The organism is Enterobacter roggenkampii, assembly GCF_001729805.1.
Taxonomy (GTDB): domain Bacteria; phylum Pseudomonadota; class Gammaproteobacteria; order Enterobacterales; family Enterobacteriaceae; genus Enterobacter; species Enterobacter roggenkampii.
Window position 1 is genome coordinate 4,418,699 of record NZ_CP017184.1, and the last position, 24,694, is coordinate 4,443,392.

At 56.8% G+C, this 24,694-nt stretch carries 23 protein-coding genes; 12 read left to right on the forward strand and 11 right to left on the reverse strand.

The genetic code is table 11. The features are described 5' to 3' along the window. Position 1: 1 nt before the first annotated feature. Positions 2-1,141, reverse strand: coding sequence for a UDP-4-amino-4-deoxy-L-arabinose aminotransferase (arnB, locus tag BFV67_RS20800; protein ID WP_059362387.1), 1,140 nt, complete (start codon positions 1,139-1,141; stop codon positions 2-4). 326 nt (positions 1,142-1,467) lie between these two features. Then, positions 1,468-1,971: a phenolic acid decarboxylase gene (locus tag BFV67_RS20805; protein WP_008503103.1), complete on the reverse strand. Its 504-nt coding sequence runs from the start codon at positions 1,969-1,971 to the stop codon at positions 1,468-1,470. Positions 1,972-2,070: 99 nt separating this feature from the next. On the opposite strand from BFV67_RS20805, the gene BFV67_RS20810 reads away from it, so the two are divergent. Further along, positions 2,071-2,952 (forward strand): LysR family transcriptional regulator, encoded by an 882-nt coding sequence (locus BFV67_RS20810; RefSeq protein ID WP_069598858.1) that lies wholly within the window; start codon positions 2,071-2,073, stop codon positions 2,950-2,952. A gap of 32 nt (positions 2,953-2,984) precedes the next feature. Beyond that, positions 2,985-3,779: an SDR family NAD(P)-dependent oxidoreductase gene (locus tag BFV67_RS20815; RefSeq protein ID WP_021242161.1), complete on the forward strand. Its 795-nt coding sequence runs from the start codon at positions 2,985-2,987 to the stop codon at positions 3,777-3,779. 5 nt (positions 3,780-3,784) lie between these two features. On the opposite strand, the gene BFV67_RS20820 is transcribed toward BFV67_RS20815, so the two are convergent. After that, positions 3,785-4,231 carry an NlpC/P60 family protein gene (locus BFV67_RS20820; RefSeq protein ID WP_008503106.1) on the reverse strand — a complete coding sequence of 149 codons (447 nt, stop codon included), beginning with the start codon at positions 4,229-4,231 and terminating at the stop codon, positions 3,785-3,787. A gap of 320 nt (positions 4,232-4,551) precedes the next feature. Between BFV67_RS20820 and BFV67_RS20825 the strand changes: the two genes are divergently transcribed. Continuing rightward, a complete protein-coding gene (locus BFV67_RS20825; protein WP_084833302.1) occupies positions 4,552-5,211 on the forward strand; it encodes an HAD family hydrolase in 660 nt (219 codons plus the stop codon). Between the two features lie 84 nt (positions 5,212-5,295). Here the strand turns inward: BFV67_RS20825 and BFV67_RS20830 are convergent, their stop codons facing one another. Then, a complete protein-coding gene (locus BFV67_RS20830; protein ID WP_008503109.1) occupies positions 5,296-6,321 on the reverse strand; it encodes a TerC/Alx family metal homeostasis membrane protein in 1,026 nt (341 codons plus the stop codon). Between the two features lie 163 nt (positions 6,322-6,484). Then, the gene (locus BFV67_RS20835) at positions 6,485-6,883 is read right to left on the reverse strand and encodes a potassium channel family protein (protein WP_008503110.1); all 399 of its coding nucleotides are present in this window, start codon (positions 6,881-6,883) and stop codon (positions 6,485-6,487) included. A 315-nt stretch (positions 6,884-7,198) separates the two neighbouring features. Here BFV67_RS20835 and BFV67_RS20840 point away from each other — a divergent pair, with 315 nt between their 5' ends. Further along, positions 7,199-8,536: an MFS transporter gene (locus tag BFV67_RS20840; protein ID WP_045336746.1), complete on the forward strand. Its 1,338-nt coding sequence runs from the start codon at positions 7,199-7,201 to the stop codon at positions 8,534-8,536. Positions 8,537-8,570: 34 nt separating this feature from the next. Here BFV67_RS20840 and BFV67_RS20845 read toward each other — a convergent pair whose 3' ends face one another. After that, positions 8,571-9,308 (reverse strand): IclR family transcriptional regulator, encoded by a 738-nt coding sequence (locus BFV67_RS20845; RefSeq protein WP_023294748.1) that lies wholly within the window; start codon positions 9,306-9,308, stop codon positions 8,571-8,573. Between the two features lie 169 nt (positions 9,309-9,477). On the opposite strand from BFV67_RS20845, the gene BFV67_RS20850 reads away from it, so the two are divergent. Continuing rightward, positions 9,478-10,170 (forward strand): RraA family protein, encoded by a 693-nt coding sequence (locus BFV67_RS20850; RefSeq protein WP_023345059.1) that lies wholly within the window; start codon positions 9,478-9,480, stop codon positions 10,168-10,170. Beyond that, positions 10,170-11,108 (forward strand): NAD(P)-dependent oxidoreductase, encoded by a 939-nt coding sequence (locus tag BFV67_RS20855; RefSeq protein WP_069598859.1) that lies wholly within the window; start codon positions 10,170-10,172, stop codon positions 11,106-11,108. Before BFV67_RS20850 ends, BFV67_RS20855 begins: the two co-directional genes overlap by 1 nt. A gap of 32 nt (positions 11,109-11,140) precedes the next feature. Here BFV67_RS20855 and BFV67_RS20860 read toward each other — a convergent pair whose 3' ends face one another. Further along, positions 11,141-12,337: a BaiN/RdsA family NAD(P)/FAD-dependent oxidoreductase gene (locus BFV67_RS20860; RefSeq protein ID WP_023345061.1), complete on the reverse strand. Its 1,197-nt coding sequence runs from the start codon at positions 12,335-12,337 to the stop codon at positions 11,141-11,143. 228 nt (positions 12,338-12,565) lie between these two features. Here BFV67_RS20860 and pitA point away from each other — a divergent pair, with 228 nt between their 5' ends. Together pitA and BFV67_RS20870 are read left to right on the forward strand one after the other, a co-directional pair. Further along, complete coding sequence (pitA, locus tag BFV67_RS20865) at positions 12,566-14,065, forward strand: inorganic phosphate transporter PitA (protein ID WP_008503116.1); 1,500 nt, start codon at positions 12,566-12,568, stop codon at positions 14,063-14,065. Positions 14,066-14,244: 179 nt separating this feature from the next. Further along, complete coding sequence (locus BFV67_RS20870) at positions 14,245-14,652, forward strand: hypothetical protein (RefSeq protein ID WP_069598860.1); 408 nt, start codon at positions 14,245-14,247, stop codon at positions 14,650-14,652. Between the two features lie 43 nt (positions 14,653-14,695). Here the strand turns inward: BFV67_RS20870 and uspB are convergent, their stop codons facing one another. Further along, the gene (gene uspB / locus BFV67_RS20875) at positions 14,696-15,031 is read right to left on the reverse strand and encodes a universal stress protein UspB (RefSeq protein WP_003861224.1); all 336 of its coding nucleotides are present in this window, start codon (positions 15,029-15,031) and stop codon (positions 14,696-14,698) included. 282 nt (positions 15,032-15,313) lie between these two features. Between uspB and uspA the strand changes: the two genes are divergently transcribed. Further along, a complete protein-coding gene (uspA, locus tag BFV67_RS20880; protein ID WP_003861223.1) occupies positions 15,314-15,751 on the forward strand; it encodes a universal stress protein UspA in 438 nt (145 codons plus the stop codon). A 92-nt stretch (positions 15,752-15,843) separates the two neighbouring features. On the opposite strand, the gene rsmJ is transcribed toward uspA, so the two are convergent. Together rsmJ and prlC are read right to left on the reverse strand one after the other, a co-directional pair. After that, a complete protein-coding gene (gene rsmJ / locus BFV67_RS20885) occupies positions 15,844-16,596 on the reverse strand; it encodes a 16S rRNA (guanine(1516)-N(2))-methyltransferase RsmJ (protein ID WP_025910206.1) in 753 nt (250 codons plus the stop codon). A 7-nt stretch (positions 16,597-16,603) separates the two neighbouring features. Then, entirely contained in the window at positions 16,604-18,646 is a 2,043-nt protein-coding gene (prlC, locus tag BFV67_RS20890) for an oligopeptidase A (RefSeq protein WP_046092612.1), read from the reverse strand. Positions 18,647-18,853: 207 nt separating this feature from the next. Between prlC and BFV67_RS20895 the strand changes: the two genes are divergently transcribed. The 3 genes from BFV67_RS20895 (at position 18,854) to BFV67_RS20905 (ending at position 22,953) form a co-directional block, all read left to right on the forward strand. Next, the gene (locus BFV67_RS20895) at positions 18,854-19,696 is read left to right on the forward strand and encodes a 23S rRNA (adenine(2030)-N(6))-methyltransferase RlmJ (protein ID WP_008503119.1); all 843 of its coding nucleotides are present in this window, start codon (positions 18,854-18,856) and stop codon (positions 19,694-19,696) included. Positions 19,697-19,767: 71 nt separating this feature from the next. Continuing rightward, positions 19,768-21,120, forward strand: a complete 1,353-nt coding sequence (gorA, locus tag BFV67_RS20900) for a glutathione-disulfide reductase (protein ID WP_046092611.1) — start codon at positions 19,768-19,770, stop codon at positions 21,118-21,120. A gap of 183 nt (positions 21,121-21,303) precedes the next feature. After that, positions 21,304-22,953, forward strand: coding sequence for an alpha,alpha-trehalase (locus tag BFV67_RS20905; RefSeq protein WP_008503121.1), 1,650 nt, complete (start codon positions 21,304-21,306; stop codon positions 22,951-22,953). 59 nt (positions 22,954-23,012) lie between these two features. Here the strand turns inward: BFV67_RS20905 and BFV67_RS20910 are convergent, their stop codons facing one another. Beyond that, a complete protein-coding gene (locus BFV67_RS20910) occupies positions 23,013-24,602 on the reverse strand; it encodes an STY4199 family HEPN domain-containing protein (RefSeq protein ID WP_069598861.1) in 1,590 nt (529 codons plus the stop codon). Positions 24,603-24,694: the final 92 nt, after the last annotated feature.

The window sequence follows — 24,694 nt, forward strand, 5'->3', positions numbered from 1 at the left end:
ATCAATGTCCTGCAAGCTGATGGAGTGCGGTAATGACGCGGGTTGTGTCGTCATGAGTCATGTCCGGGAAAAGAGGGAGAGAACAAATACGTGCGCTATTCCATTCAGAATTCGGGAGCGATACATCAGGAAAACGCTCGCGGTAGTATTTTTGCGTGTGGGCCGCGCGGAAATGGAGGCCGGTACCGATGCCTTTCTCTTTCAGCGCCGCCATCAGGTTGTCGCGTGAGATCCCGCAGCGCGCTTCATCCACGCGAATAATAAACAGGTGCCAGGCGTGCACGTGCGGCCATGATGGAATGGTGAGCGGCTGGAACGGCGTATCGGCAAGCTCCCGCAGGTAGCGTTGCGCTATTTCCTCACGGCGCCTGTTGGCCTCTTTCAGTTTGCCTAGCTGCACCAGCGCCAGCGCGGCGTTGATGTCCGCCAGGTTGTATTTATAGCCCGGCGCGATCACTTCCGCCTGCGGCGCGCGACCGTGCGTCTGGCGATCATAGGCATCTACGCCCAGGCCATGGAATTTCAGACTGCGGATCCGCTGTGCCAGCTGCGCGTTATCGGTAACCACCAGGCCGCCTTCCGCGCAGGTCATGTTTTTAATGGCGTGGAAGGAGAAAATTGCCGTTCCTTTCCAGCCCACGTGACGGTTTTTGTAATACGTTCCGGCGGCATGGGCCGCATCTTCAATCACCGGAATACCGTGACGTTCACCGATGGCATGAATTGCGTCGATATCACACGGCGCGCCGGCATAGTGAACGGGAATAATGGCTTTGGTTCGCGGGGTAATAGCGGCTTCCACGGCTTCTGGCGTCACCATTAATGTGTCTTTATCCACATCAATCATGACCGGCGTGGCGCCCAGCAATACGATCATATTCAGCGTGGAGACCCAGGTCTGGGAAGGGGTAATAACTTCATCGCCCGGGCCAATATCCAGCGCCATCAGCGTAACGTGCATGCCCGCGGTGGCGGAACAGAGGGCAATCGCATGCTGATTCCCGGTAAGTTGACAGAATGCCTCTTCAAGTTGCTGATTCTTAGGCCCTGTGGTGATCCAGCCCGACATCAAAACGTCCTGAAGCGCCGCAATTTCCTCAGCGCCCATCGACGGCCGCGAAAAAGGCAGAAAATCACTCATTATTAATTTCCTTGCAATCAAAATGGCATGTTTTTGATATTAACCAAATGCCAGCCCGCTTATTTCAACGAACCATAAACTCATATCAAAGTAGCTCTCTTTCCTTAGGGAAAAATTAAGACAACGTTTACAACGTTATAAGACAACTAGCAGCCAATTGAAAAACAACAAGTTAATTTTATATTAAATATTTTTGATGTGATCTTCCGCAACATTTTGAAATGGAAACATTTAAACCAATCCTCAACAAACAAAAAAAATCCCGGCTATTTCAAAATAATATGAAATAGCCGGGAACTTTTCTATTTAGTTAATTGTCGCGCTTATTACAGGTTATCTGGAAAGTTTTTCGGTAATTCACTGGCCGCACAGGCGATCACGCTTTCATTATTGGCACCGCAGTCGCGTACAAAGGTGATTGTGGCAAATTCATCAATCACTTCCGTTGGATACGCCGGGCCCGCATCTCGGTAGCTGTTCATCAGCGGAATATGATCGTTCTGGAAGCAGACGGTTTTTTCCGGGTTGTTCATGACCCAGCGCGGGAAGAAGATGGTGCCGTGGAACAGTTTGTCGCCCAGGTTCACAATCAGGCTGACGTCGGTGCCGGTTGGCTCGGTCCAGGAAATTTTATAGATGCTCTCCCCTACCCGCACGATGTAAGCCTGCTGATCTTTCACCCAACGGTTGGCCACCAGACCGCTGTGAATACGGTAATCCAGGGTCGTCTCGTTTTTGACGTAAATCTCGTAGTTCCAGCCGTTGTCGTAGGTATAAACAAGGTGTTTGCCAACGAAGCCGCTTAAGTCGTGTTTGTCGAAGGTGTTCATAAGATGTCTCCTTTGTTTTGATGAGACGATCGTACCCCTTCAAAAATTGAATGAATAACGCTATGTTTTAATCAAATTCATCCAAATTTTAGATAAATTATGCATAAGACGACGCTGGAACAATGGTCTTTACTGGAAAGAGTGGTTGAGGCGGGCAGCTTTGCCAAAGCCGCAGAAGAAACCCACCGCAGCCAGTCTTCGGTGAGCTATAACCTGTCGCTGCTGCAGGAGCGGCTGGGCGTGACCCTCCTGGTGCCGGAAGGACGACGGGCGGTGTTAACGCCGGCAGGAGAACTGCTGCTCAACCAGGTGAAACCGCTGCTGAAAGCCTTTTCGTACGTTGAGACGCGCGCAGCGACCCTTCGCAACGGAATGCGCACGCGGCTGGATCTGGTGGTGGATTCCATTTTCCCTCGCCGCCGCCTGTTTGCCATTCTGCGCCAGTTCCAGCAGCAGTATCCGCAAACCCAGGTACGCCTCACCGAGGTGCTGGAAAACACCCGGGACGATGCCATTAACGACGAAGCCGATGTGATGGTCCTCACCCGCCGCCAGGACATGACCGGGCTCGGCGAATGGCTGATGAATATCGACTTTGTTGCCGTGGCCCACCATCAGCATCCTCTCTTTCACCTCGACGCGCCGCTTAACGACGACATGCTACGCCCGTGGCCGCTCATTCAGATTGCGGACAGCCAGCCCGCCGCGCGCGCGGCCGGTGAGGCATGGACCTTCTCCACCATCGATGCCGCCATTGAGGCCGTCCTCTCTCAGGTCGGCTACGGCTGGCTGCCAGAGGAACGCATCCAGACCCAGCTGGATCAAGGCATCCTGAAACGCCTGCCGCTGAGCCACGGTGCACGCAGAGCGACGCCGCTTCACCTGATTGTTAAGCGCTCCCTCGCCCCGCTTGACGAGCAGGTGGAGACGCTGCTGCGCCTTTTTAGCCAGGAGCCGTCATCCTCACCTGCTACGCTTTAAGGTCCGAACGTTAAAACGATAAGGAGCGGATGATGAAAATCGACTTTACGGGGAAAGTGGCGCTGGTGACCGCCTCAACCGGCGGGATCGGGTTCGCCATTGCCAGAGGGCTGGCAGAAAGCGGTGCCGAGGTGATCGTCAATGGCCGCAGCACGGAATCGGTGAATAAAGGCATTCAGCAGCTGCAGCAGGTGGTGCCGGGCGTGCAGGTGCGCGCCGCGATTGCCGATCTCAGCACGGCGGAAGGGGTCGAGTCGCTGCTGAAGGTGGCGAATAACGTCGATATTCTGGTTAACAACGCCGGGATTTACGGCCCGCAGGATTTCTATGCCACCGACGATGAGACCTGGGAGCGTTACTGGCAGACCAACGTGATGTCCGGCGTGCGTCTTTCCCGCGCCCTCCTGCCGGGCATGGTGCAAAAGGGCTGGGGACGGGTGGTGTTTATCTCCTCCGAGTCGGCCTGCAATATCCCGGCGGATATGATCCACTACGGCGTGACCAAAACGGCGCAGCTCTCCCTGGCGCGCGGGCTGGCGAAGTTCGTGGCGGGAAGCGGCGTGACGGTCAACAGCGTCTTGCCGGGGCCAACGATGTCGGACGGTTTCGCAGAGATGATGAAGGATGAAATCGAAAAAACCGGTAAATCGCTGGAGCAGCTGGCGAAAGAGTTTGTGATGGCCAACCGCCCCAGCTCGGTGATCCAGCGCGCGGCCACGGTAGAAGAGGTGGCCAATATGGTGATTTATGTCTGTTCACCCCAGGCTTCCGCCACCTCGGGCGCGGCGCTGCGCGTCGATGGCGGCGTGGTAGATGACATCATCTGAGGCTGTCAGGCTGCACTGCCTGCAACCCGACGGGCAGTAATGTAGTGCGCCTGCCAGTAAGCATCCGTCAGGGTTGAGACCGTGACGCCCTGGCTGCTTGAGGCATGAATGAACTGGCTATTGCCAATATACACGCCGACATGCCTGCGGTTCGGACCCGTCTGGAAGAACACCAGATCTCCGGGCCTCAGGCGGTATTGCGTCACCTGCACCCCGCGGTGGATCTGCTCGCCGGTCGTGCGCGGTAAGTTAAGATGCGCCACATCGCTGAACAGGTGCTGCATGAGCGCGGAGCAATCCACCCCGCGGCGCGTGGTTCCGCCCCACTGATACTGGGTCCCCTTCCACTTTTGGTATTGATCAAGGATGCGCGCGCGCAGCGGGCCCGTATCCTGTTGCATCAGTGCAGATTTCGCTGGCGAGACGGCCAGGTCACTGTTCATCGATAGCATCGACGCGGGGAGTTGAAAACTGAATGCAGAAAACGAAGCAAAACTTAACGTCAGGATTGAAATAAACGATCTAAGAGTCATATCAAGAAAGCAGTAGTGAGTGAGTTTTTCCTTACCTGTGGGGCCAAAGGGTTCCCCTGAATATCGTGCGATGTGGCGATAATATAGACAGATCGTTTTTTCACCAATTCTTATTGAGGCCAAAAATGGACTCACTTTGAGATCGCAAGATCGAGAAAAAAATGGTGGTGATGTAAGGACTGTCCTGGTAAAGCAGGTAAACTGATCCACAGAATGTGTATTTCAGCTAAGACGTATTTATGACCAATATGATTGCCGACGAGACGGTGGCGAAATCCAGCGTGCTCTCTGTCTTTGACTTTGATGGGACGTTAACACACCACGACAGCTTTATTCCTTTCCTGCGCTTTGCCTTCGGGAAACGCTACTTCGCGGGCCGTCTGGTGCGTATGGCGCTGCCCACGCTCCACTGCGTGCGTCGCAAGCTGACGCGCGATGAGCTAAAGGAAGTGCTGATCAAAACGTTCCTGACGGGCGTGGATGAACGCTGGTTGCGCCAGCAGGCGGAAGCGTTTTGCGAAAAATACTGGAGCAAGCTGATGCGCCCCGAAGGGGTTCTGGCCGTGGCGGCAGAGGTGAATTCCGGTGCGGAGGTGACCATCTGTTCCGCGTCTCCGGCGCTGGTGCTTCAGCCGTGGGCTGACAAACTGGGCATTAAGCTGATTGGCACGCAGCTGGAAGTGAAAGACGGCAAGCTGACGGGGCGCATCACGGGCCACAACTGCCGCTGCGCCCAGAAGGTGGCCAGGCTGGAAAAATTGTATGGCGATCTGAACGCCTATCACCTGCGCGCCTGGGGAGACACCCGCGGCGACCACGAGCTGCTGGCGGCGGCGCAGGATCCGCACTGGCGGCACTTCCACCCGCCGCGCAAGCGCCGCAATTCACCCATCAAGTAGCTTTTTTGCCGGGTGGCGGCTGCGCCTTACCCGGCCTACATTCGAACTGTAGGCCCGGTAAGCGAAGCGCCACCGGGCGGTACATCAGGCTTCTCGTTTCCCCGGGAACATCACGCTCGCAATAATTCCCAGCGCCAGCACGCCCAATACCACAAACAGGCTGGCGGTCGCGCCAATGCTGTAACCGTGATGCCAGAAGTGATCGGTGGCATTTAACCCCAGCTTGAACGCCACGAAGAACAGCAGCAGCACCACCGCTTTCTCGAGATGCACCAGATACTGCTTCAGCGCTTCCAGCACGAAGTAAAGGGTACGCAGGCCGAGAATAGCGAACATCATGGCGCTGTAGATAATCAGCGGCTCGCGGCTGACGGCGATAATGGCCGGCACGGAGTCAAACGCGAACATCACGTCTGAGAGTTCCACCACCGCCACGCAGAGCAGCAGCGGGGTCGCATAGCGCTTCGCCTTCTTCACGCGCCCAACCATCACGTCCTGGTTTTCCGGCTTTTCAAGCTCCGCATCCACCTCTTTCTGCGTCAGAATAAAGGCGTTGCTGCTGATTTTCGGCCAGACCGGATAGAAGCGTTTCACCAGGCGATAGGCGAGATGACCCGAGTAATCTTCCACTTCGTCACTCTCTTCATTGCGCCTCAGCATCATCACCGCCGTCCAGCCGACGACCAGCGCGAAAATCACTTCGACGTAGGGCCCCAGACTTAACAGGCTGGTGCCGATAGCCACGAAAATACCGCGGAAGACAATCGCCCCCAGCACGCCCCAGTAGAGCACGCGGTGACGGTACTTATCCGGCACGCCGAACCAGGCGAAGATCGCCATCATCACAAACAGGTTATCGACGGAGAGCACCTCCTCCAGCGCATAACCGGTGAGGAACAGGCTCGCCATCTCGGCGCCGTGGTGAACGTACAGGAACCCGGCGAAGGCCATCGCCATCATGACCCAGAAGAGGGACCACATTGCGGCGCTTTTCAGCGAGATCGGTTTATCGTGACGGTGCATAAAGAGGTCGATAAACATCGCCCCAACGGCCATCACTACAAAGACAACAACGGTTTCCGTCGGGAAACCGAGATGAGCAGCAGACATACAAAACCCTTTTATAGAGGCAAAGCACAGCACCATGCAGGCTGGCGTAAACCAGCAGAGAAAAAGGGTGGGCTGTTTATCACATCCACCCTCAAAACCGCAGCGCGACGGCCGCGTAAGGGGTGTACTTTACCTTACCAGATGGGGATTGCACATCTACCGTTTAGGCGCTCATGCCACGCAAACGCTGCAGCACTGCGACCAGAACCGCCACAGACCAGCCTACCATCAATGCGCCCACCAGTCCTTCCACCCCGCCGATGAGCCGCCAGTGCTGGGGTAACGTGACGTCGCCGTACCCTACCGTCGCGTAGCTGACCAGCGAAAAGTAGAAGCTGGTGTTCCAGTCATTAAACGCGTCGATGACAAAATAAAAGGCAGCAAACAGCCCGGCCTCCAGAAGATGGGCGAAAATCATAGAGATCACGATACCGACATTGCGTAAAACAATGCGTACCGCAGAATCGACGTCTAACGTGATGAATTTTAAAACGCCAAACATCCACAGCGAATGAATGACCACGGTTAGGGTAAGCAAAATAATAATGCTGAGTAGCTGCATGGTACGTGCTCTGACCAAAAGGAGTATGGCCCCGCGAGCGCGGCGGGGCATCTGGTCGAAGCTTAGTCGAAGGGAGAGGAAAAGTTGGTGCAATAATTGCGTTACGTGATTATTTCTCTGCCAGCACGTCCTGCTTGCGGCTGGTCAGCAGCCTTGAGCGATATCCGCAGCGCACTATCTGTGAGTCACCTCTTATTTACATCATTTAAACCTTCCATTAACTGGATAAAAAGAACGCGCCGTCGCTATAGTGGTTTTGTTTAATAAAACTAAGTTGTACATAATAAAACAAAGAACACACCCTGCGAGGATACAATGACAGAACATTTACGTAACGGCGCGACCGCCACCGAGGACATAGAAAGAGAGACGATGCGGAAGGTGATCTGGCGTATTCTTCCGTTTCTGATTGTCAGTTACCTGGTCTCCATTATCGATCGCGGGAATATCGGCATGGCTTCGCTGCAGATGAATGAGGACCTTGGCCTCAGCAAAGCGGCGTTTGGCTTCGCCAGCAGCCTCTACTTCGTGGCCTATTTCCTGTTTGAGGTGCCGAGCAACCTGGCCATGCAGAAAGTCGGCGCCCGGCTGTGGATCCCGCGCATTATGATCAGCTGGGGCATCGTCTCCATGGGCATGGCGCTGGTTCAAAACACCACGTCGCTCTATATCGTCCGTTTTCTTCTCGGAGCAGCGGAAGCAGGCTTCTTCCCCGGCGTCGTGCTGTATCTGACCTGGTGGATCCCTGCCCGCTACCGCGCGCGCATTATTGCGTCCTTTATGGTTGCCATCCCGCTCGCTAACTTCATCGGCTCCCCGCTTTCCGGATTGATACTGTCGCTGGATGGCTGGCTGGGTCTTCGCGGCTGGCATCTGCTGTTCATTATTGAAGGCTTACCTGCGGTGCTGCTGGGTATTGCGGCCTGGTTTATTCTCCGGGATCGCCCTCATCAGGCGAAATGGCTCAGCGATGAACAGAAAAAGTGGCTGGAAACCACCCTTGAGACCGAGCGTAGCCAGCAAAAGAACATTGGACACCAGACGACGTGGCAGCTGCTGAAGCATCGTCAAATATGGCTGATGGCGCTGATTTACGCGGGCGCATCGTCCGCGGGCACCACTATTAGCGTCTGGTCTCCTCAGCTGCTGAAATCCTTCCATCTTGATAATCTGCAAACCGGTCTGTTTAACGCCATTCCTTACGGTCTGGCATCGGTTCTGATGATTGTCTGGGGACGACACTCCGATCGCACCAATGAACGCCGCTGGCATACTGCGCTGACGCTGTTCATGATTGCCGCCGGCGTGTTCGCTGCCTTTGTCAGCGTCTCGCTCTTTGCCACTCTCGCGATCCTGAGCATTATCCTGACGGGCGCGTATTCGATGAAAGGGCCTTTCTGGGCGCTGGCGTCCGGCTGGATGAGCAGCTCCTCGGCGGCGGCAGGGCTGGCCGCGATTGGCGCCATCGCGAACCTGATTGGCGGGGCGGTCATGGTAAATGCCTACGGCATGATCAGCGAGCAAACGGGCAGCCACACGCTGGCTATGCTTCCGCTGGCCGTGCTGTGCCTGGCCGGGGGTATCGCGGTACTCATTATGGGACGGCAGGCCCGCAACGCTCAGCTACACGAAAAACAGGTCACACATTCATGATGACAGAAGCGGGACACATGTCCCGCTTCTGCGTTTAAAGATTTTCTTCCGCCGCGTCGCTCGTTTCACCAAAGAACTGCTGACAGAAGGACTTACTGGCTCCCATTTTCTGCGACAGACGGCTGGCCGCCGCCTTCATCAACGGGCCTATCTCCTTCTCACGACGATCTTCCGTCAGCCGTGAGATGGGGCCGGTCAGGGCTAACGCCGCAACCAGCTTGTCGTGAACGCCGAAGACAGGCATCGCAAACGCCGCGGTGTGGGGATCGCGTGCGCCTGACGTGTAGAAAGGGAGTTCAGCGTCGCCCTCCGGCAGGCTCTCATTGAGCCCCCAGTGGCGCAAGACCTTACTGATGGCCGAATTATCGAGCGGGAACTGGCTGCCGGGAAGATTGCTGTGTCGCAGGCCGTGCGACGCTTCCGCGCGAAACAGGCAAAGGCGCTGCCCGCCCTCCAGCACATACCAGCTGGCGCTCTCCTGAGACGCCAGGGATAAGGCCTGAAGCTCTGGCTGAACCACCCGCGAAAGATGGAAAGATTGTTCATACAGCTTGCCGAGGTAAAGCAGACGTGGGCCAAGCGCATAATTGCCGTCTTCATGCCTGACGACGTAATTCATCCGTTCAAGAGAATTCATCAAGCGGTAAACCGTGGTTTTGTGATAACCCGACAGCTGTGCCAGCGCGGTCAGCGTCAGGCTCTCCTCTCCAGGACGGAAGCAATCCAGTAAAGCCAGCGCTTTTTCAACCGCTACAACGCCTTCATTCCCCATCATTATCTCCTTGTTAGCCCGGCAGTGAGTGTACCTCAAATTTTGTGAGTCACTTCGTGTTTACATCACAAACGCCACCTCGGGTCTGGCTAAAAGGAAAGCAACACCGCTATAGTTGTTTTGTTCTGTACACCTGCGTTGTACTTAGTAAAACAATATGGAGGCATTCATGTCCGTTTCTGAAAAAAAACCGATTAATCGCCAGTTCGAACGCGTTTCTGCCGAGGACGTTCGTCGGGCTGCCGAGTATCAGGCAGCCATTCTGGCCGACGTGGCCGGTCGCCGCGGTACGCTTCACGGCCGCATCAAACCGCTGGCTCCTCACATGTCCGTTGCGGGTCCGGCCATCACCGTGGAAGTCCGTCCGGGTGATAATCTGGCGATTCATGCCGCGATGGCGGTTGCGCAACCCGGCGATGTCCTGGTCGTCGATGGCAAAGGCGACCTGAGCTGCGCGCTGCTGGGCGAAATCATGGCCACTCAGGCTCAGGCGAGCGGCATTGCGGGCATCATTATTGACGGTGCTGTACGTGACGCCGATTCCCTGAGCAAAGGTCACTACCCTGTCTTTTCTGCCGGTCTGAACCCCTGCGGCCCGACAAAGTTAATTTCTGGCCGGGTTAATCATCCCATTTCAGTCGCCGGGGCGACGGTTCAGGCAGGGGATCTGGTTGTCGCGGATATCGACGGCGTGGTCGTCATCCCGCGCGATGAGGTTCAGCAGGTTATCGCGCTGGCAAAAGAAAAGCTGGAGATGGAGACCCGGCGTCTTGCCGCCATCCGTGAAGGCGATTTGCGTCCACACTGGCTTGATGACGCGCTTCGTAAGGCAGGTATGTTAGCTGACGGGGAGACGCTGTGATGGGGGGCAAAGACGTAATTCTGGTTACCGGAAGCGACCTGGCGGAGCAGGCCATGGTGATGCTGCAGGGCTTTGAGGTGGTGTTTGCGGGCCGCCAGCCGACAGAAGATGACCTGATCGCGCTGTGTGAACGACACAATCCCGTGGCGATTCTGGTTCGTTACGGCCGGATCACCGCGAAAGTCATGGATGCCGCCCCGGCTCTGCAGGTTATTTCCAAGCACGGAAGCGGGATCGATGTGATAGACCAGACGGCAGCGGTCGAGCGCAATATCGCCGTCCGCGCGGCCCCAGGCGCAAACGCGGCGGCAGTGGCTGAACATACATGGGCGCTGATCCTCGCCTGCGCAAAGTCCGTGGTGCCTCTGGACAAGCGGCTGCGGGACGGGCACTGGGATAAGGCGACGCATAAATCCATTGAGCTGGAGGGATTAACCCTGGGGCTAATCGGATTGGGCGCTATCGGCTCGCGCGTGGCAACTATTGGTCATGCCTTCGGCATGAAGGTGCTGGCTTACGATCCCTATGCTAAATCGATGCCTGCCCTGTGCGAACGTGCAGAGACGCTGACCGGACTTCTTTCCCGTTCCGATGTCATCTCTTTGCACTGTCCGCTAACCGATGAGAATCGGGGAATGATCAATAGCGAGGCGCTCGCACACTGCAAGCGGAACGCCATTCTGGTCAATACGGCACGCGGTGGACTGATCCACAGTGAATCGTTACTGGCGGCGCTCCGGGATGGCACGCTGCACAGCGCAGCGCTGGACAGCTTTACCCAGGAGCCGCTGACGGCGCCGCACCTCTGGCAGTCCGTAGAAAACGTGGTGATTTCACCGCATATTGGCGGCGTTACCGCCGCGTCATACATCAAGATGGGGACCGTGGCCGCGGGCAATATTCTGGCCGTGACGGATGCCACCTCCGTCAGCTCGTAAAGCCAAGCGTGACGAGTGGCAGCACGCTGATGTCACTTGTCTTCTGCCAGCGCCTGAGCACACGCCCAGGCACTTGCCCAGGCCCACTGGAAGTTGTACCCGCCGAGCCAGCCGGTGACGTCCATCACTTCACCGATGAAGTAGAGCCCCGGCACGTTCCGCGCTTCCATGGTACGGGAAGAGAGTTCATTCGTGTCGACTCCGCCCAGCGTGACTTCCGCCGTGCGGTAGCCTTCCGTGCCGTTTGGCTGCACGCGCCAGTTTGTTAGCGTCTCGACCAGCGTTTCCTGCTCGCGGCTGTTAAGCTGCTTGAGCGACACGTCGGGGATCTGCCCCAGCACCTGCAAACATTCTACCAGACGCTTCGGCAGCTGCATTGCCAGGGTGTTTTTCAGGCTCTGATTCGGGTGCGCCGCACGCTGCTCGTTGAGGAAGGCATCCAGATCGCAATCGGGGAGCAGGTTAACCGTGACAAACTCCCCCGGCTGCCAGTAGCTGGAGATTTGCAGGACCGCCGGGCCGGAGAGGCCGCGATGGGTAAAGAGCAGGTTTTCGCGAAACACCGTGCCGTCTTCGGCGGTGATAACGGCGGGAACGGACACGCCAGACAGCGTCTGAAGCTGTTCCAGAAGCGGTTTATGCAGCGTGAACGGCACCAGCCCGGCGCGCGTAGGCAGGACTTTCAGGCCAAACTGCTCGGCGATTTTATAGCCGAACGGGGAAGCGCCCAGCCCAGGCATAGACAGGCCGCCGCTGGCAATCACCAGATTATCGGCGCTGACGGTTTCACCGTTGAGCTGCAGCGTGTAGCCCTGGTCATCGCGGGAAACGTCCAGCACTTCGGTGCGCAGGCGCATGACCACGCCGCCCTTCTCGCACTCGGCCACCAGCATATCGACAATCTGCTGGGCGGAGTCGTCGCAGAACAGCTGGCCCAGCGTCTTCTCATGCCATGCGATACCGTGCTTTCCTACCAGGTCGATAAAGTCCCACTGGGTATAACGCGCCAGCGCAGATTTACAAAAATGACGGTTTTGGCTCAAATAGGCCGCGGGTTCAACATACAGGTTAGTAAAGTTGCAGCGCCCGCCGCCGGACATCAGGATCTTACGGCCTGGCTTTTTACCGTTATCCAGCAGCAGCACGCGACGACCCGCCTGTCCGGCCATTGCCGCACAAAACATACCCGCCGCACCGGCGCCAATTACCACGGCATCAAACCTTTCCACGTCAAAACCCTCTTTGTTAACTGCCGCGGATTGTAAAGTTTCCTCTGTGGTCACACCAGCGTAAAAAGATATTACAAAGCCATTCCATTGAAATTTAAAGAATATCCTTTCAGGCACTTTTCTCAATTCAGGTGGTATGTCAAAAAAAGTCTATATTTCACTTTGCCCGTTGCGCATTTGTCCTGGATAATGCGCCGCGTTCATGTCCTCAAAATGGCGTAACGTCCTATGCTACATTTGTTTGCCGGCCTGGATTTACATACCGGGCTTTTACTCTTGCTTGCTCTGGTTTTTGTACTGTTTTACGAAGCGATCAACGGCTTCCACGACACTGCAAACGCAGTAGCGACGGTTATCTACACTCGCGCAATGCGATCGCAGCTTGCGGTTGTTATGGCGGCGGTATTTAACTTTTTTGGTGTCCTCCTGGGCGGACTGAGCGTTGCGTATGCGATTGTGCATATGCTGCCAACAGATCTGCTGCTTAACGTAAGTTCTGGCCATGGCCTCGCTATGGTGTTCTCAATGCTGCTTGCTGCAATTATCTGGAACCTCGGTACCTGGTATTTCGGCCTGCCTGCATCCAGTTCTCACACCCTCATCGGCGCGATTATCGGTATCGGGTTAACCAACGCCCTCATGACCGGTACATCGGTTGTTGATGCGTTAAATATCCCGAAAGTACTGGGGATCTTTGCCTCTCTCATCGTCTCCCCTATCGTGGGTCTGGTGGTGGCGGGCGGGCTGATCTTCATCCTGCGTCGTTACTGGAGCAATACCAAAAAACGCTCCCGTATACACCTGACGCCGGCAGAGCGTGAAAAGAAAGACGGCAAGAAAAAGCCGCCATTCTGGACGCGTATTGCCCTGATCATTTCCGCTATCGGCGTGGCTTTCTCACACGGCGCGAACGATGGTCAGAAAGGCATTGGTCTGGTGATGCTGGTACTGATCGGTGTTGCTCCGGCAGGCTTCGTGGTTAACATGAACGCCTCCGGCTACGAAATCACCCGTACCCGCGATGCGGTCAACAACGTTGAAACTTATTTCCAGCAGCACCCTGAACTGCTGAAAAAAGCGACCGGCGTTGACCAGTTAATCCCGTCTCCGGAAGCCGGTGCCACGACTGCGCCTGGCGAATTCCACTGCCATCCGGCTAACGCGATTAACGCGCTGGAACGTGCCAAAGGCATGCTGGGCAATATCGAAAGCTATGACAAACTGACCGTTGAGCAGCGTGGCCAGCTGCGTCGCATTATGCTGTGCATCTCTGATGTGACGGATAAAGTGGCGAAGCTGCCAGACGTGAATGCTGACGACCAGCGTCTCCTGAAGAAACTGAAAGGCGATATGCTCAACACCATCGAGTACGCGCCAATCTGGATCATCATGGCGGTCGCGCTGGCACTCGGTATCGGTACGATGATTGGCTGGCGCCGCGTGGCGACCACCATCGGCGAGAAGATCGGTAAGAAAGGCATGACCTATGCGCAGGGTATGTCCGCGCAGATGACGGCAGCAGTGTCTATCGGTCTGGCGAGCTACACCGGTATGCCGGTATCCACCACCCACGTACTCTCCTCGTCCGTGGCAGGTACCATGATTGTTGACGGTGGCGGCCTGCAGCGCAAAACCGTAACCAACATTCTGATGGCCTGGGTGTTCACCCTTCCGGCGTCCATCCTGCTGTCTGGCGGGCTGTACTGGATTTCGCTGAAGCTGATTTAATCGGTTAAAGGCGACAAAAAAGCGGGTCAGGAAACTGACCCGCTTTTTTTATGGCTGTTGTGCTACTTAATCCATTACTGTGATTAGGAAAATCTGAACACAATCTGTTCAGATTTTTACTGCACAAATAACTATTATCCCCGCGAATGATCTCAGTTCCCCTCATGACGGAAAAAACTATGCCATTCAAAACGGCGACTAAATGGATTCATCGCCTTGTTACCGTTTCGCTTCTGGCGCTGGTCATTGGATTTTTGTGGCTCAACCACCAGCCCAACCGGCAAGGGAGCGATGAATTACAACACGTTTATAAATTATCTGACAGCGTCTGGCTCTATATGACCGTGAACAATCAGGGTGACGCCACCGTACCCACAATCTACCGTTACTATCTTTCGGCAAAGATAACAGGGAAAGACACCGACATTATCCATCAGTTGGCTAAGAAGCATCCTGTCATTGAAGGTACGGGTACAATTACTGCGGCCAGCATTGATACAAACGGAGACGTTAACATCGCCTATAGCGGGAAGGTTACTTCGATTGAGACCAATATCTCCAATCTGCGGTTCTCAGTGAAGCCCTGAACCAGAGGAAAGAAGGCGGGGCTGACCCCGCCTGCTGTGGTAATCAGTGCCAAATCATCAATGCAATCATGCTGACGACGACCAGCCCGCACAGGGCACTGGTCAAAATGAACTGACGACGCAGGCGCTCGCAGCGACGGATAAATTCTTCATCGTGATGATCGCGGTAGCGCTGGTAGTAGATATATCCCACCAGACGCATCTGTTTGCTGGGCTGTCCATGCGAGGTGAAGAACCCTCCACCGTCCACATACTGATAAAGCAACGGATCGCAACCACGAAGTACCACTAACAGCGCACGTAACGATGAGAAGTAGCGCGCCATATTCACTATGCAAACTACGCATAACGCCCAAAACAATGCGACGGTGCTAATCATACATCCTCCCCGGCGTCCGCCCACGAAGCAAGGCTTCTGAGCTACCGCACCCCAATGCCTGACAGACAGTTCAGTGAAAGAATGACCAAAAGTCGATCCGGTTCGCGTTTTAATATCCGAACGGCTCATTTAATAGTGTAGGAGATCCGTTAATTTTTTTGCCACAAGGTTAATCGTTATCAACACCAAAGCTTGAAAAATATGTTTAACTGGGCCGTAATGAAAGCATCAGACGACGGCTTTTCCATTTAGTCATCGATAACTTAAGGAAGGAGTAACACTATGGCTTACAAACACATTCTCATCGCGGTAGACCTCTCCCCGGAGAGCAAAGTGCTGGTTGATAAAGCGGTATCCATGGCACGTCCCTACAACGCGAAAGTTTCGCTGATTCACGTTGATGTGAATTACTCCGACCTCTACACCGGTCTGATCGACGTCAATCTGGGCGATATGCAGAAGCGTATCTCTGAAGAGACGCACCACGCCCTGAGCGAACTGTCCACCAACGCGGGCTACCCGATTACCGAAACCCTGAGCGGCAGCGGCGACCTGGGCCAGGTATTGGTTGATGCGATCAAGAAATACGACATGGATCTGGTGGTGTGCGGTCACCATCAGGACTTCTGGAGCAAGCTGATGTCTTCCGCTCGCCAGCTGATTAATACCGTTCACGTGGATATGCTGATTGTTCCGCTGCGTGACGAAGAAGACGAGTAAGCGCAAAAAAGCCCGGTGGCGCTAACGCTTACCGGGCCTACAGGCGGCCCGAAATGTAGGCCGGGTAAGGCGAAGCCGCCACCCGGCTTTTTTTATTCCGGTGTCCCCGAATAAATATCAAACCGGTGCCCTTTGGTGGTCACCGCATTGGTCGTGGCAACGTCCGCCAGGGGCGGCGCATAGTCAGGGCGCTTCACCACCACCCGCTTCGTCGCGAGCTGACGAGCCGGTTCCAGCAGGCCATCCGCATCCAGATCAGGCCCCACCAGAGACTGAAACACCCGCATCTCTTTCTTCACCAGCGCGCTTTTCTGCTTGTGCGGGAACATCGGGTCGAGATAGACGACCTGCGGGCGCGGGGTGATATCGGTCAGCGCCGTCAGGCTCGAGGCATGGATCAGCTGCAATCGTACCTGCAACCACGGCCCGATTTCCGGGTCCGCGTAGCCACGCGTCAGACCATCGTCCAGCAACGCGGCCACCACCGGATTACGCTCCAGCATCCGCACATGACAGCCGACAGACGCCAGCACAAACGCATCGCGCCCCAGCCCCGCCGTGGCATCCACCACGTCCGGCAGATAGCTTCCTTTAATCCCAACCGCTTTCGCCACCGCTTCGCCGCGACCGCCGCCGAACTTGCGCCGGTGCGCCATGGCCCCGCCGACAAAATCGACAAAAATCCCGCCGAGCTTCGGTTCGTCGCGCTTACGTAATTCGAGATGTTCTGGTGTCATCACCAGCGCCATCAGGTTATCTTCATCATGTTCCAGCCCCCAGCGGGCGGCCAGGACAGATAAGGCGCCGTCTCCGGCGCCTGTTTCATCCACTAAGCAGATCTTCACGTAACAATCAGCCTTTGATCCCGTAATGCTCAAGCATCGCGTCCAGCTGCGGCTCGCGCCCACGGAAGCGTTTGAACAGCACCATTGGCTCTTCGGAACCGCCGCGGGTCAGGATGTTGTCGAGGAACGACTGGCCGGTTTCGCGGTTGAAAATCCCCTCTTCTTCGAAACGAGAGAAGGCATCCGCCGCCAGCACGTCGGCCCACAGGTAGCTGTAGTACCCTGCCGCATAGCCGCCCGCGAAGATGTGGCTGAACGCGTGCGGGAAGCGGCCCCAGGTTGGCCCTGGAATAACCGCGACCTGCTTTTTAATCTCGGCCAGGGTTTCAAGGATTTTCGCCCCCTGCTCCGGGCTGAACTCGGCGTGCAGGCGGAAGTCGAACAGGCCGAACTCCAGCTGGCGCAGGATAAACATCGCCGCCTGGTAGTTCTTCGCCGCCAGCATTTTATCCAGCAGTTCTTTCGGCAGCGGTTCGCCGGTCTCGTAGTGGCCGGAGATAAACGCCAGCGCGTCCGGCTCCCAGCACCAGTTTTCCATAAACTGGCTTGGCAGCTCGACCGCATCCCACGGTACACCGCTGATGCCTGCCACGCCTGCGGTTTCGATGCGGGTCAGCATGTGGTGCAGGCCGTGACCGAACTCGTGGAACAGGGTGATCACTTCATCGTGGGTGAACAGCGCAGGTTTGCCGTTCACCGGACGGTTGAAGTTACAGGTCAGGTAGGCGACCGGCTTCTGCAGGGAACCGTCTGCTTTACGCATCTGGCCCACGCAGTCGTCCATCCACGCCCCGCCGCGCTTGTTCTCACGCGCGTAGAGATCGAGGTAGAAGCTGCCGCGCAGTTCGTTTTTCTCGTCATACAGCTCGAAGAAGCGCACGTCCGGATGCCAGACGTCGATATCGGTACGCTCTTTGGCGGTGATGCCATAGATGCGCTTCACCACTTCAAACAGGCCGTTAACGGCTTTGTTTTCCGGGAAGTACGGGCGTAGCTGCTCGTCGCTGATGCTGTAGAGGTGCTGCTTCTGTTTTTCGCTGTAGTAAGCAATGTCCCACGGCTGCAGCTCGTCCACGCCGAACTCCGCTTTCGCGAAGGCGCGCAGCTGGGCCAGCTCTTTTTCACCCTGCGGACGGGCGCGTTTCGCCAGATCGGTCAGGAAGTCGAGCACCTGCTGCGGGTTTTCCGCCATTTTGGTGGCGAGAGATTTGTCGGCGTAGTTTTCAAAGCCCAGCAGTTGGGCCAGCTCGTGGCGCAGGGCGAGGATTTCCGCCATCACCGGGCTGTTGTCCCACTTACCGGCATTCGGCCCCTGATCGGAAGCGCGGGTGCTGTAGGCGCGGTACATCTCTTCGCGAAGCGCCTGGTTGTCGCAGTAGGTCATCACCGGCAGATAGCTTGGGATGTCCAGGGTTAGCAGGTAGCCGTCCTGCTCTTTCGCTTCGGCCTGCGCTTTTGCTGCCGCCAGGGCGCTTTCCGGCATACCCGCCAGCTCTGCTTCGTCGGTAATCAGCTTCGTCCAGCCCATGGTGGCGTCGAGCACATTGTTGCTGTACTGGTTGCCCAGCTCGGACAGGCGCGCGGCGATTTCACCGTAGCGGGTCTGCTTCTCTTTTGGCAGGCCAATCCCGGACAGCTCAAAATCACGCAGGGCGTTATCGACCGATTTTTTCTGCGCGGTATTCAGCTCGGCGTAGTGATCGCCGTCGCGCAGGTCGCGGTAGGCTTTGTAGAGCCCTTCGTGCTGGCCGACCCAGGTGCTGTACTCAGAGAGCAGCGGCAGGGTTTGCTCGTAGGCTTCGCGCAGCTCCGGGCTGTTTTTTACCGAGTTCAGGTGGCTCACCGGGGAGAAGATGCGCCCCAGCACGTCGTCCACTTCGGCCAGCGGCTGACACAGATTTTCCCAGGTGTACGGCGCGCCCTGCGCGACCACGCTTTCTACCGCCGCGCGGCAGTTGTCCAGCGATTGCGTAACGGCTGGGACTACATGCTCGGGGAGGATTTTAGAAAACGGCGGCAACGAAAAAGGCGTCAGTAATGGATTGGTCATAAACGCTGTCCTGTTGAAAGAGGTGAATGAAGCGCGCATCCGGCGCTGTGCATATGCGATCTAGAATGGGGTTAAGTGTAGAGGATTTCAATGCCAGACGTGGCGGAAAAGAGCCCGGTGGCGCTGCGCTTACCGGGCCTGCGGGTAATCTGCGCCGTTCTGCTGTAAACTGTGGCAAATCGTCAATTCAGCGGAATATCATTACCCATGCTCAGTTATCGCCACAGCTTCCACGCAGGCAACCACGCCGACGTCCTTAAACACACCGTTCAGAGCCTGATCATCGAATCGCTCAAAGAGAAAGAAAAGCCGTTTCTCTATCTGGACACGCACGCGGGCGCGGGCCGTTATCAGCTGAGCGGCGAGCATGCCGAGCGTACCGGTGAATATCTGGAAGGGATCGCCCGCATCTGGCAGCAGGACGACCTGCCTGCCGAGCTGGAGCCGTACATCGGCGTGGTGAACCACTTCAACCGCAACGGCCAGCTGCGTTACTACCCGGGGTCCCCGCTGATTGCCCGCCAGCTGCTGCGCGAGCAGGACAGCATCCAGCTGACCGAGCTGCATCCGAGCGACTTCCCGCTGCTGCGTTCTGAATTCCAGAAAGACAGCCGCGCCCGCGTGGAAAAAGCCGACGGCTATCAGCAGCTGAAAGCCAAGCTGCCGCCGGTTTCCCGTCGCGGCCTGGTGCTGATCGACCCGCCGTACGAAATCAAAACCGACTATCAGGCGGTGGTGACGGGTATTCACGAAGGCTACAAACGCTTCGCCACCGGGACATACGCCCTGTGGTATCCGGTGGTGCTGCGCGCGCAAATCAAACGCATGATCAAAGACCTGGAAGCCACCGGCATCCGCAAAATCCTGCAGATCGAGCTGGCCGTGCGTCCGGACAGCGACCAGCGCGGCATGACCGCCTCGGGCATGATCGTCATTAACCCGCCGTGGAAGCTCGAAGCGCAGATGAACAACGTGCTGCCGTGGCTGCACAAAACGCTGGTGCCAGCCGGTACGGGTCATACCTCCGTCAGTTGGATCGTGCCGGAGTAATCGCAGCCATCGGTGGAAACTATTGATTTCAGGTATACAATCGCGGCAATTCACGATTAAGGACAAAAGCTATGACTAAGCATTATGACTACATCGCCATCGGCGGTGGCAGCGGCGGCATCGCCTCCATCAACCGCGCGGCCATGTACGGCCAGAAGTGTGCGCTGATTGAAGCCAAAGCGCTGGGCGGCACCTGCGTGAACGTGGGTTGTGTACCGAAAAAGGTGATGTGGCATGCGGCGCAAATCCGTGAAGCTATCCATATGTATGGCCCGGACTACGGCTTTGACACCACCATCAACCACTTCGACTGGGACAAACTGATCGCCAGCCGTACCGCCTACATCGACCGTATTCACACCTCGTACGACAACGTGCTGGGGAAAAATAACGTCGACGTTATCCACGGTTTCGCCCGCTTTGTGGACGCGAAAACGATCGAAGTGAACGGTGAGACGATCACCGCCGATCACATCCTGATCGCCACCGGCGGCCGTCCGAGCCACCCGAACATCCCGGGCGTGGAATACGGCATCGACTCTGACGGTTTCTTCGAACTGCCTGCCCTGCCTAAGCGCGTTGCCGTGGTGGGCGCGGGTTACATCGCGGTGGAGCTGGCTGGCGTGATTAACGGTCTGGGCGCTGAGGCGCACCTGTTCGTGCGTAAACACGCGCCGCTGCGCAGCTTCGATCCGCTGATCGTTGATACGCTGGTTGAAGTGATGAACACCGAAGGCCCAACCCTGCATACCAACGCCGTGCCGAAAGCGGTCGTGAAAAATGCAGACGGCAGCCTGACCCTGGAGCTGGAGGATGGCCGCAGCCAGACCGTCGATTGCCTGATCTGGGCGATTGGCCGTGAACCGGCGAACGATAACTTCAACCTGGGCGTGACCGGCGTGAAAATCGACGAAAAAGGCTATATCGTCGTCGATAAATTCCAGAACACCAGCGTACCGGGCATTTATGCGGTCGGCGATAACACCGGTGCCGTTGAGCTGACCCCGGTGGCCGTTGCGGCGGGCCGCCGTCTCTCCGAGCGCCTGTTCAATAACAAGCCGGACGAGCATCTGGACTACAGCAACATCCCGACCGTGGTCTTCAGCCACCCGCCAATCGGCACCGTCGGCTTAACCGAGCCGCAGGCGCGCGAGCAGTATGGCGACGACCAGGTGAAAGTGTATAAATCCGCGTTTACCGCGATGTATACCGCCGTTACCTCCCACCGTCAGCCGTGCCGCATGAAGCTGGTCTGCGTCGGCCCGGACGAGAAGATTGTCGGTATCCACGGCATTGGCTTCGGCATGGATGAAATCCTGCAGGGCTTTGCGGTAGCGCTGAAGATGGGCGCGACCAAGAAAGACTTCGACAACACCGTGGCGATCCACCCTACGGCGGCGGAAGAGTTTGTCACCATGCGTTAATGCATAAGCCCTTCTCCGGAGGGGCTTTTTTTATTCACATTCATAAATCGTTGCAAAACGAATGCTCCGAAAAGAGTGATCTACCGCACATATCCCTCCACATCTACCGAAGCGAATGTCTACGCTTATAAGACGCCCGGATAAACCTGTCTTTTGAACACACAACCGGAGGTCCCTATCACCATGTTCAACCAGAAACTACAGGCTACCGAGAACATCGAATTCGAGATTGCAGAAGAGCTGCGCTACGAGACCGATCCCTGCGAGTTGAAACTGGATGAAATGATTGAGGCGGAGCCGGAACCCGAGATGATCGAGGGGCTACCCGCCTCCGATGCACTGACGCCCGCAGACCGCTATCTTGAACTGTTTGAGCACGTGCAGTCCTCGCGCCTGTTCACGGACAGCAAAACCTTTCCCGACTGCGCGCCGAAGATGGATCCGCTGGATATCCTGATCCGCTACCGCAAGGTCAGACGCCACCGGGATTTCGACCTGCGCCAGTTTGTGGAAAACCACTTCTGGCTGCCGGAGACCTACAGTACGGAATATGTCTCCGACCCCGGTCTGTCCCTCAAAGAGCACATTGACAGCCTGTGGCCAGTGCTGACGCGCGAGCCGCAGGATCATATTCCCTGGTCTTCCCTGCTGGCGCTGCCCCAAGCCTATATCGTTCCCGGCGGACGATTCAGCGAGACCTACTACTGGGATTCCTATTTCTCCATGCTGGGGCTGGCGGAGAGCGGTCGTAACGATCTGCTGAAATGTATGGCGGATAACTTCGCCTGGCTGATTGAACGCTACGGGCATATTCCCAACGGCAACCGTACCTATTATCTCAGCCGCTCCCAGCCGCCGGTCTTTGCGCTGATGGTGGAATTGTTTGAGGAGGACGGCGTGCGCGGTGCGAAACGCTATCTGGAACACCTCAAAATGGAGTACGCCTTTTGGATGGACGGCGCGGAGTCGCTGCTGCTTAACCAGGCCTACCGCAGCGCCGTGCGTATGCCGGACGGCTCGTTGCTCAACCGCTACTGGGATGACCGTGATACCCCGCGCGATGAATCGTGGATTGAGGACGTGGAAACTGCCCGCCATTCGGGCCGTCCGCCAAACGAGGTGTATCGCGACCTGCGCGCCGGGGCGGCGTCCGGCTGGGACTATTCCTCCCGCTGGCTGCGCGATCCGTCGCGGCTCGCCAGCATCCGCACGACGCAGTTTATCCCCATCGATCTGAACGCCTTCCTGTACAAGCTGGAAAGCGCCATCGCCAACATCTCGGCGTCGAAAGGGGATAAAGAGACGGCAGACCTGTTCCGCCAGAAAGCCAGCGATCGCCGCGAGGCGGTGAACCGCTATCTGTGGGACGAGGAGAGCGGCTGTTACCGCGACTACGACTGGCGACGCGAAGAGCTGGCGCTGTTTTCTGCCGCCAGCATTGTGCCGCTGTATGTCGGCATGGCGACCCATGAGCAGGCCGAGCGCCTGTCGGATGCGGTCAAAGCGCGACTACTGACGCCGGGCGGGATTCTGGCGACCGAGTACGAAACCGGCGAGCAGTGGGATAAACCCAACGGCTGGGCGCCGCTGCAGTGGATGGCGATCCAGGGGTTCAAGCAGTACGGCAACGACTCGCTGGGGGATGAAATCGCCTGGAGCTGGCTGCATACGGTGAACCATTTTTATCAGACGCATCATAAGCTGATTGAGAAGTACCACATCGCCAGCAGCACGCCGCGCGAAGGGGGCGGGGGTGAGTATCCGCTGCAGGATGGTTTCGGCTGGACGAACGGCGTGGTGCGGCGGCTGATTGGGTTGTATGGGGAGCCTTGAGTGGGGTGCGGTCTGGTGCCCTCACCCCGACCCTCTCCCACGGGGAGAGGGAGGAGAAATCAGTGAATCACCTCATAAATGGCGCTCTGAATAGACTGCCATTTTTTGGTGGTGGCATCCGGCTGTGACTTCGCACGGCGTGTGGCCATGTCGAGATCGTGCTGCTGGCGTTTCACCACCGCTGGCACGGTGCAGAAAGCTTTGAGGTACTCTTTACGTACCGAGGTCAGAGACTCGCCGTTCGACATCGCGTGGCTGAGCGTGTTGATGAAGCGCCGACACGGCTTCTCCTCCACCATGTTTTGCCGGTAGCGTAGCATCAGCTCCAGCACGTCGTCATAGCCTGCCGACATCGCCTCTTCGGTCCAGGACAGCTTCCAGTCCATACCGCCTTGCAAAAAAAGCTGGGTCACGCGGGTGTCGTTGCGGTTAATGGCCGAGCGGAAATTATTCTCGTCCCAGGTCACTCCCATGCGCGTGAGCGTTTCGCGCGAGGAAGGCGTCTCACGCATTTCCTGTGGCGGCGCCGCTTCAGCCGCGCTGACGGCCGCAGGCTGCGGTTTACTGCTGGTCACCAGCCAGAAGCCTCCCGCCACGATGGCAATCACCATAACGCCAACCGCCCCCCATAACGCACCGGAAATGAGCTGCTCGCGTTGTTCGGGGGTGCGCGGCGCGCGCTGGGTCGGCTTTTCAATGGTGTCACGGACTTCAAACAGATCCCCACCGGTGACCCGATCCATTTTCTGCGCCTTTTCCCAGAAGGTATGCAGTTCGCTGGCATCTACCGCCATGAATCCCGCCGGATTGACGCGCGTTCTCCCCTCTTCAAACGCGCGTTGAACGGGCCGCGCGATCTGCGCATAGTAGTTATCCAGCAGCTGGATTTGCGCCGAGCTTAACGTTTTCTGGACGGTGATGTTGTTGCGAATTTGCCGAATGTCATCGAGGAAGGTTTGCAGCGTTTTACGCGGTTCAACCAGCAGCGTCAGCATGGACGGGTCGCTGAACAGCGAAGCGTAATAGCGGCTGAACTCTTTTTTATCCACCAGCATTTGCGCCAGTTCGCTGAACATCATGCCGCTCAGGACATCGTTGATCTCGCCCAACTTCAGCCAGCGCCGTACGCGGTCGGCGTTAAACAAAGTCTTGAGATGGTTATTCAGCCTTACCTGATCGGGCCAGGCCTGCTGGATGAGCCCTTTTATCATGAGCTCTATCGCCCGCACCTGCTTATGCGCCTGCTGCTGCTGGAGTTCGCTGCCCGGAGCCAGCTCCGTGCTGTAGGTCAACAGCGGCTGCTGCAGGCGAAGGTGCTCCAGCGCGGTGACAAAGCGCATCGCCGCAATCAGCTGGTTTTCACTCACATCCTGTCCGCTTTCATACTGCGGCACGCGCTGCTGCAGCAGGCGCAGCTGGAGCGTAAATTCCGACATCTCGGCATCATTCAGGTTGAGTTTTTTCGCTACGGCTCCCCAGCCGCCCAGGGCTAATCGCGCGCTGTCCAGTTGTTCCAGAAACCAGCGTGGATCTTTGCCCTCAGAAGCATGTACATTCAGAAGAAGCAAAATTTCCACCGACGCATGGCGAATGACCGCCAGACAGTGTTCGAACTGTTCGCGAATATGATGTGATGTGCTGAGAGTCATTGTTTTCCTTAAGCGACAACGAAGACATCCGGATTGGCACGTAACGGCCTTTTTTCTTTTTATTTATACGCGGTTAACCATACCTGACTTTC

Bases quoted from the DNA above. Each gene is read 5' to 3' on its own strand.
- arnB (WP_059362387.1), bottom strand. From the start codon at position 1,141: ATGAGTGATTTTCTGCCTTTTTCGCGGCCGTCGATGGGCGCTGAGGAA.
- BFV67_RS20895 (WP_008503119.1), top strand. From the start codon at position 18,854: ATGCTCAGTTATCGCCACAGCTTCCACGCAGGCAACCACGCCGACGTC.
- BFV67_RS20820 (WP_008503106.1), bottom strand. From the start codon at position 4,231: ATGCTATCGATGAACAGTGACCTGGCCGTCTCGCCAGCGAAATCTGCA.
- BFV67_RS20835 (WP_008503110.1), bottom strand. From the start codon at position 6,883: ATGCAGCTACTCAGCATTATTATTTTGCTTACCCTAACCGTGGTCATT.
- BFV67_RS20910 (WP_069598861.1), bottom strand. From the start codon at position 24,602: ATGACTCTCAGCACATCACATCATATTCGCGAACAGTTCGAACACTGT.
- gorA (WP_046092611.1), top strand. From the start codon at position 19,768: ATGACTAAGCATTATGACTACATCGCCATCGGCGGTGGCAGCGGCGGC.
- pitA (WP_008503116.1), top strand. From the start codon at position 12,566: ATGCTACATTTGTTTGCCGGCCTGGATTTACATACCGGGCTTTTACTC.
- prlC (WP_046092612.1), bottom strand. From the start codon at position 18,646: ATGACCAATCCATTACTGACGCCTTTTTCGTTGCCGCCGTTTTCTAAA.
- BFV67_RS20850 (WP_023345059.1), top strand. From the start codon at position 9,478: ATGTCCGTTTCTGAAAAAAAACCGATTAATCGCCAGTTCGAACGCGTT.
- uspA (WP_003861223.1), top strand. From the start codon at position 15,314: ATGGCTTACAAACACATTCTCATCGCGGTAGACCTCTCCCCGGAGAGC.
- BFV67_RS20845 (WP_023294748.1), bottom strand. From the start codon at position 9,308: ATGGGGAATGAAGGCGTTGTAGCGGTTGAAAAAGCGCTGGCTTTACTG.
- BFV67_RS20905 (WP_008503121.1), top strand. From the start codon at position 21,304: ATGTTCAACCAGAAACTACAGGCTACCGAGAACATCGAATTCGAGATT.
- BFV67_RS20870 (WP_069598860.1), top strand. From the start codon at position 14,245: ATGCCATTCAAAACGGCGACTAAATGGATTCATCGCCTTGTTACCGTT.
- BFV67_RS20815 (WP_021242161.1), top strand. From the start codon at position 2,985: ATGAAAATCGACTTTACGGGGAAAGTGGCGCTGGTGACCGCCTCAACC.
- BFV67_RS20840 (WP_045336746.1), top strand. From the start codon at position 7,199: ATGACAGAACATTTACGTAACGGCGCGACCGCCACCGAGGACATAGAA.
- BFV67_RS20830 (WP_008503109.1), bottom strand. From the start codon at position 6,321: ATGTCTGCTGCTCATCTCGGTTTCCCGACGGAAACCGTTGTTGTCTTT.
- BFV67_RS20855 (WP_069598859.1), top strand. From the start codon at position 10,170: ATGGGGGGCAAAGACGTAATTCTGGTTACCGGAAGCGACCTGGCGGAG.
- uspB (WP_003861224.1), bottom strand. From the start codon at position 15,031: ATGATTAGCACCGTCGCATTGTTTTGGGCGTTATGCGTAGTTTGCATA.
- BFV67_RS20825 (WP_084833302.1), top strand. From the start codon at position 4,552: ATGACCAATATGATTGCCGACGAGACGGTGGCGAAATCCAGCGTGCTC.
- BFV67_RS20805 (WP_008503103.1), bottom strand. From the start codon at position 1,971: ATGAACACCTTCGACAAACACGACTTAAGCGGCTTCGTTGGCAAACAC.
- BFV67_RS20810 (WP_069598858.1), top strand. From the start codon at position 2,071: ATGCATAAGACGACGCTGGAACAATGGTCTTTACTGGAAAGAGTGGTT.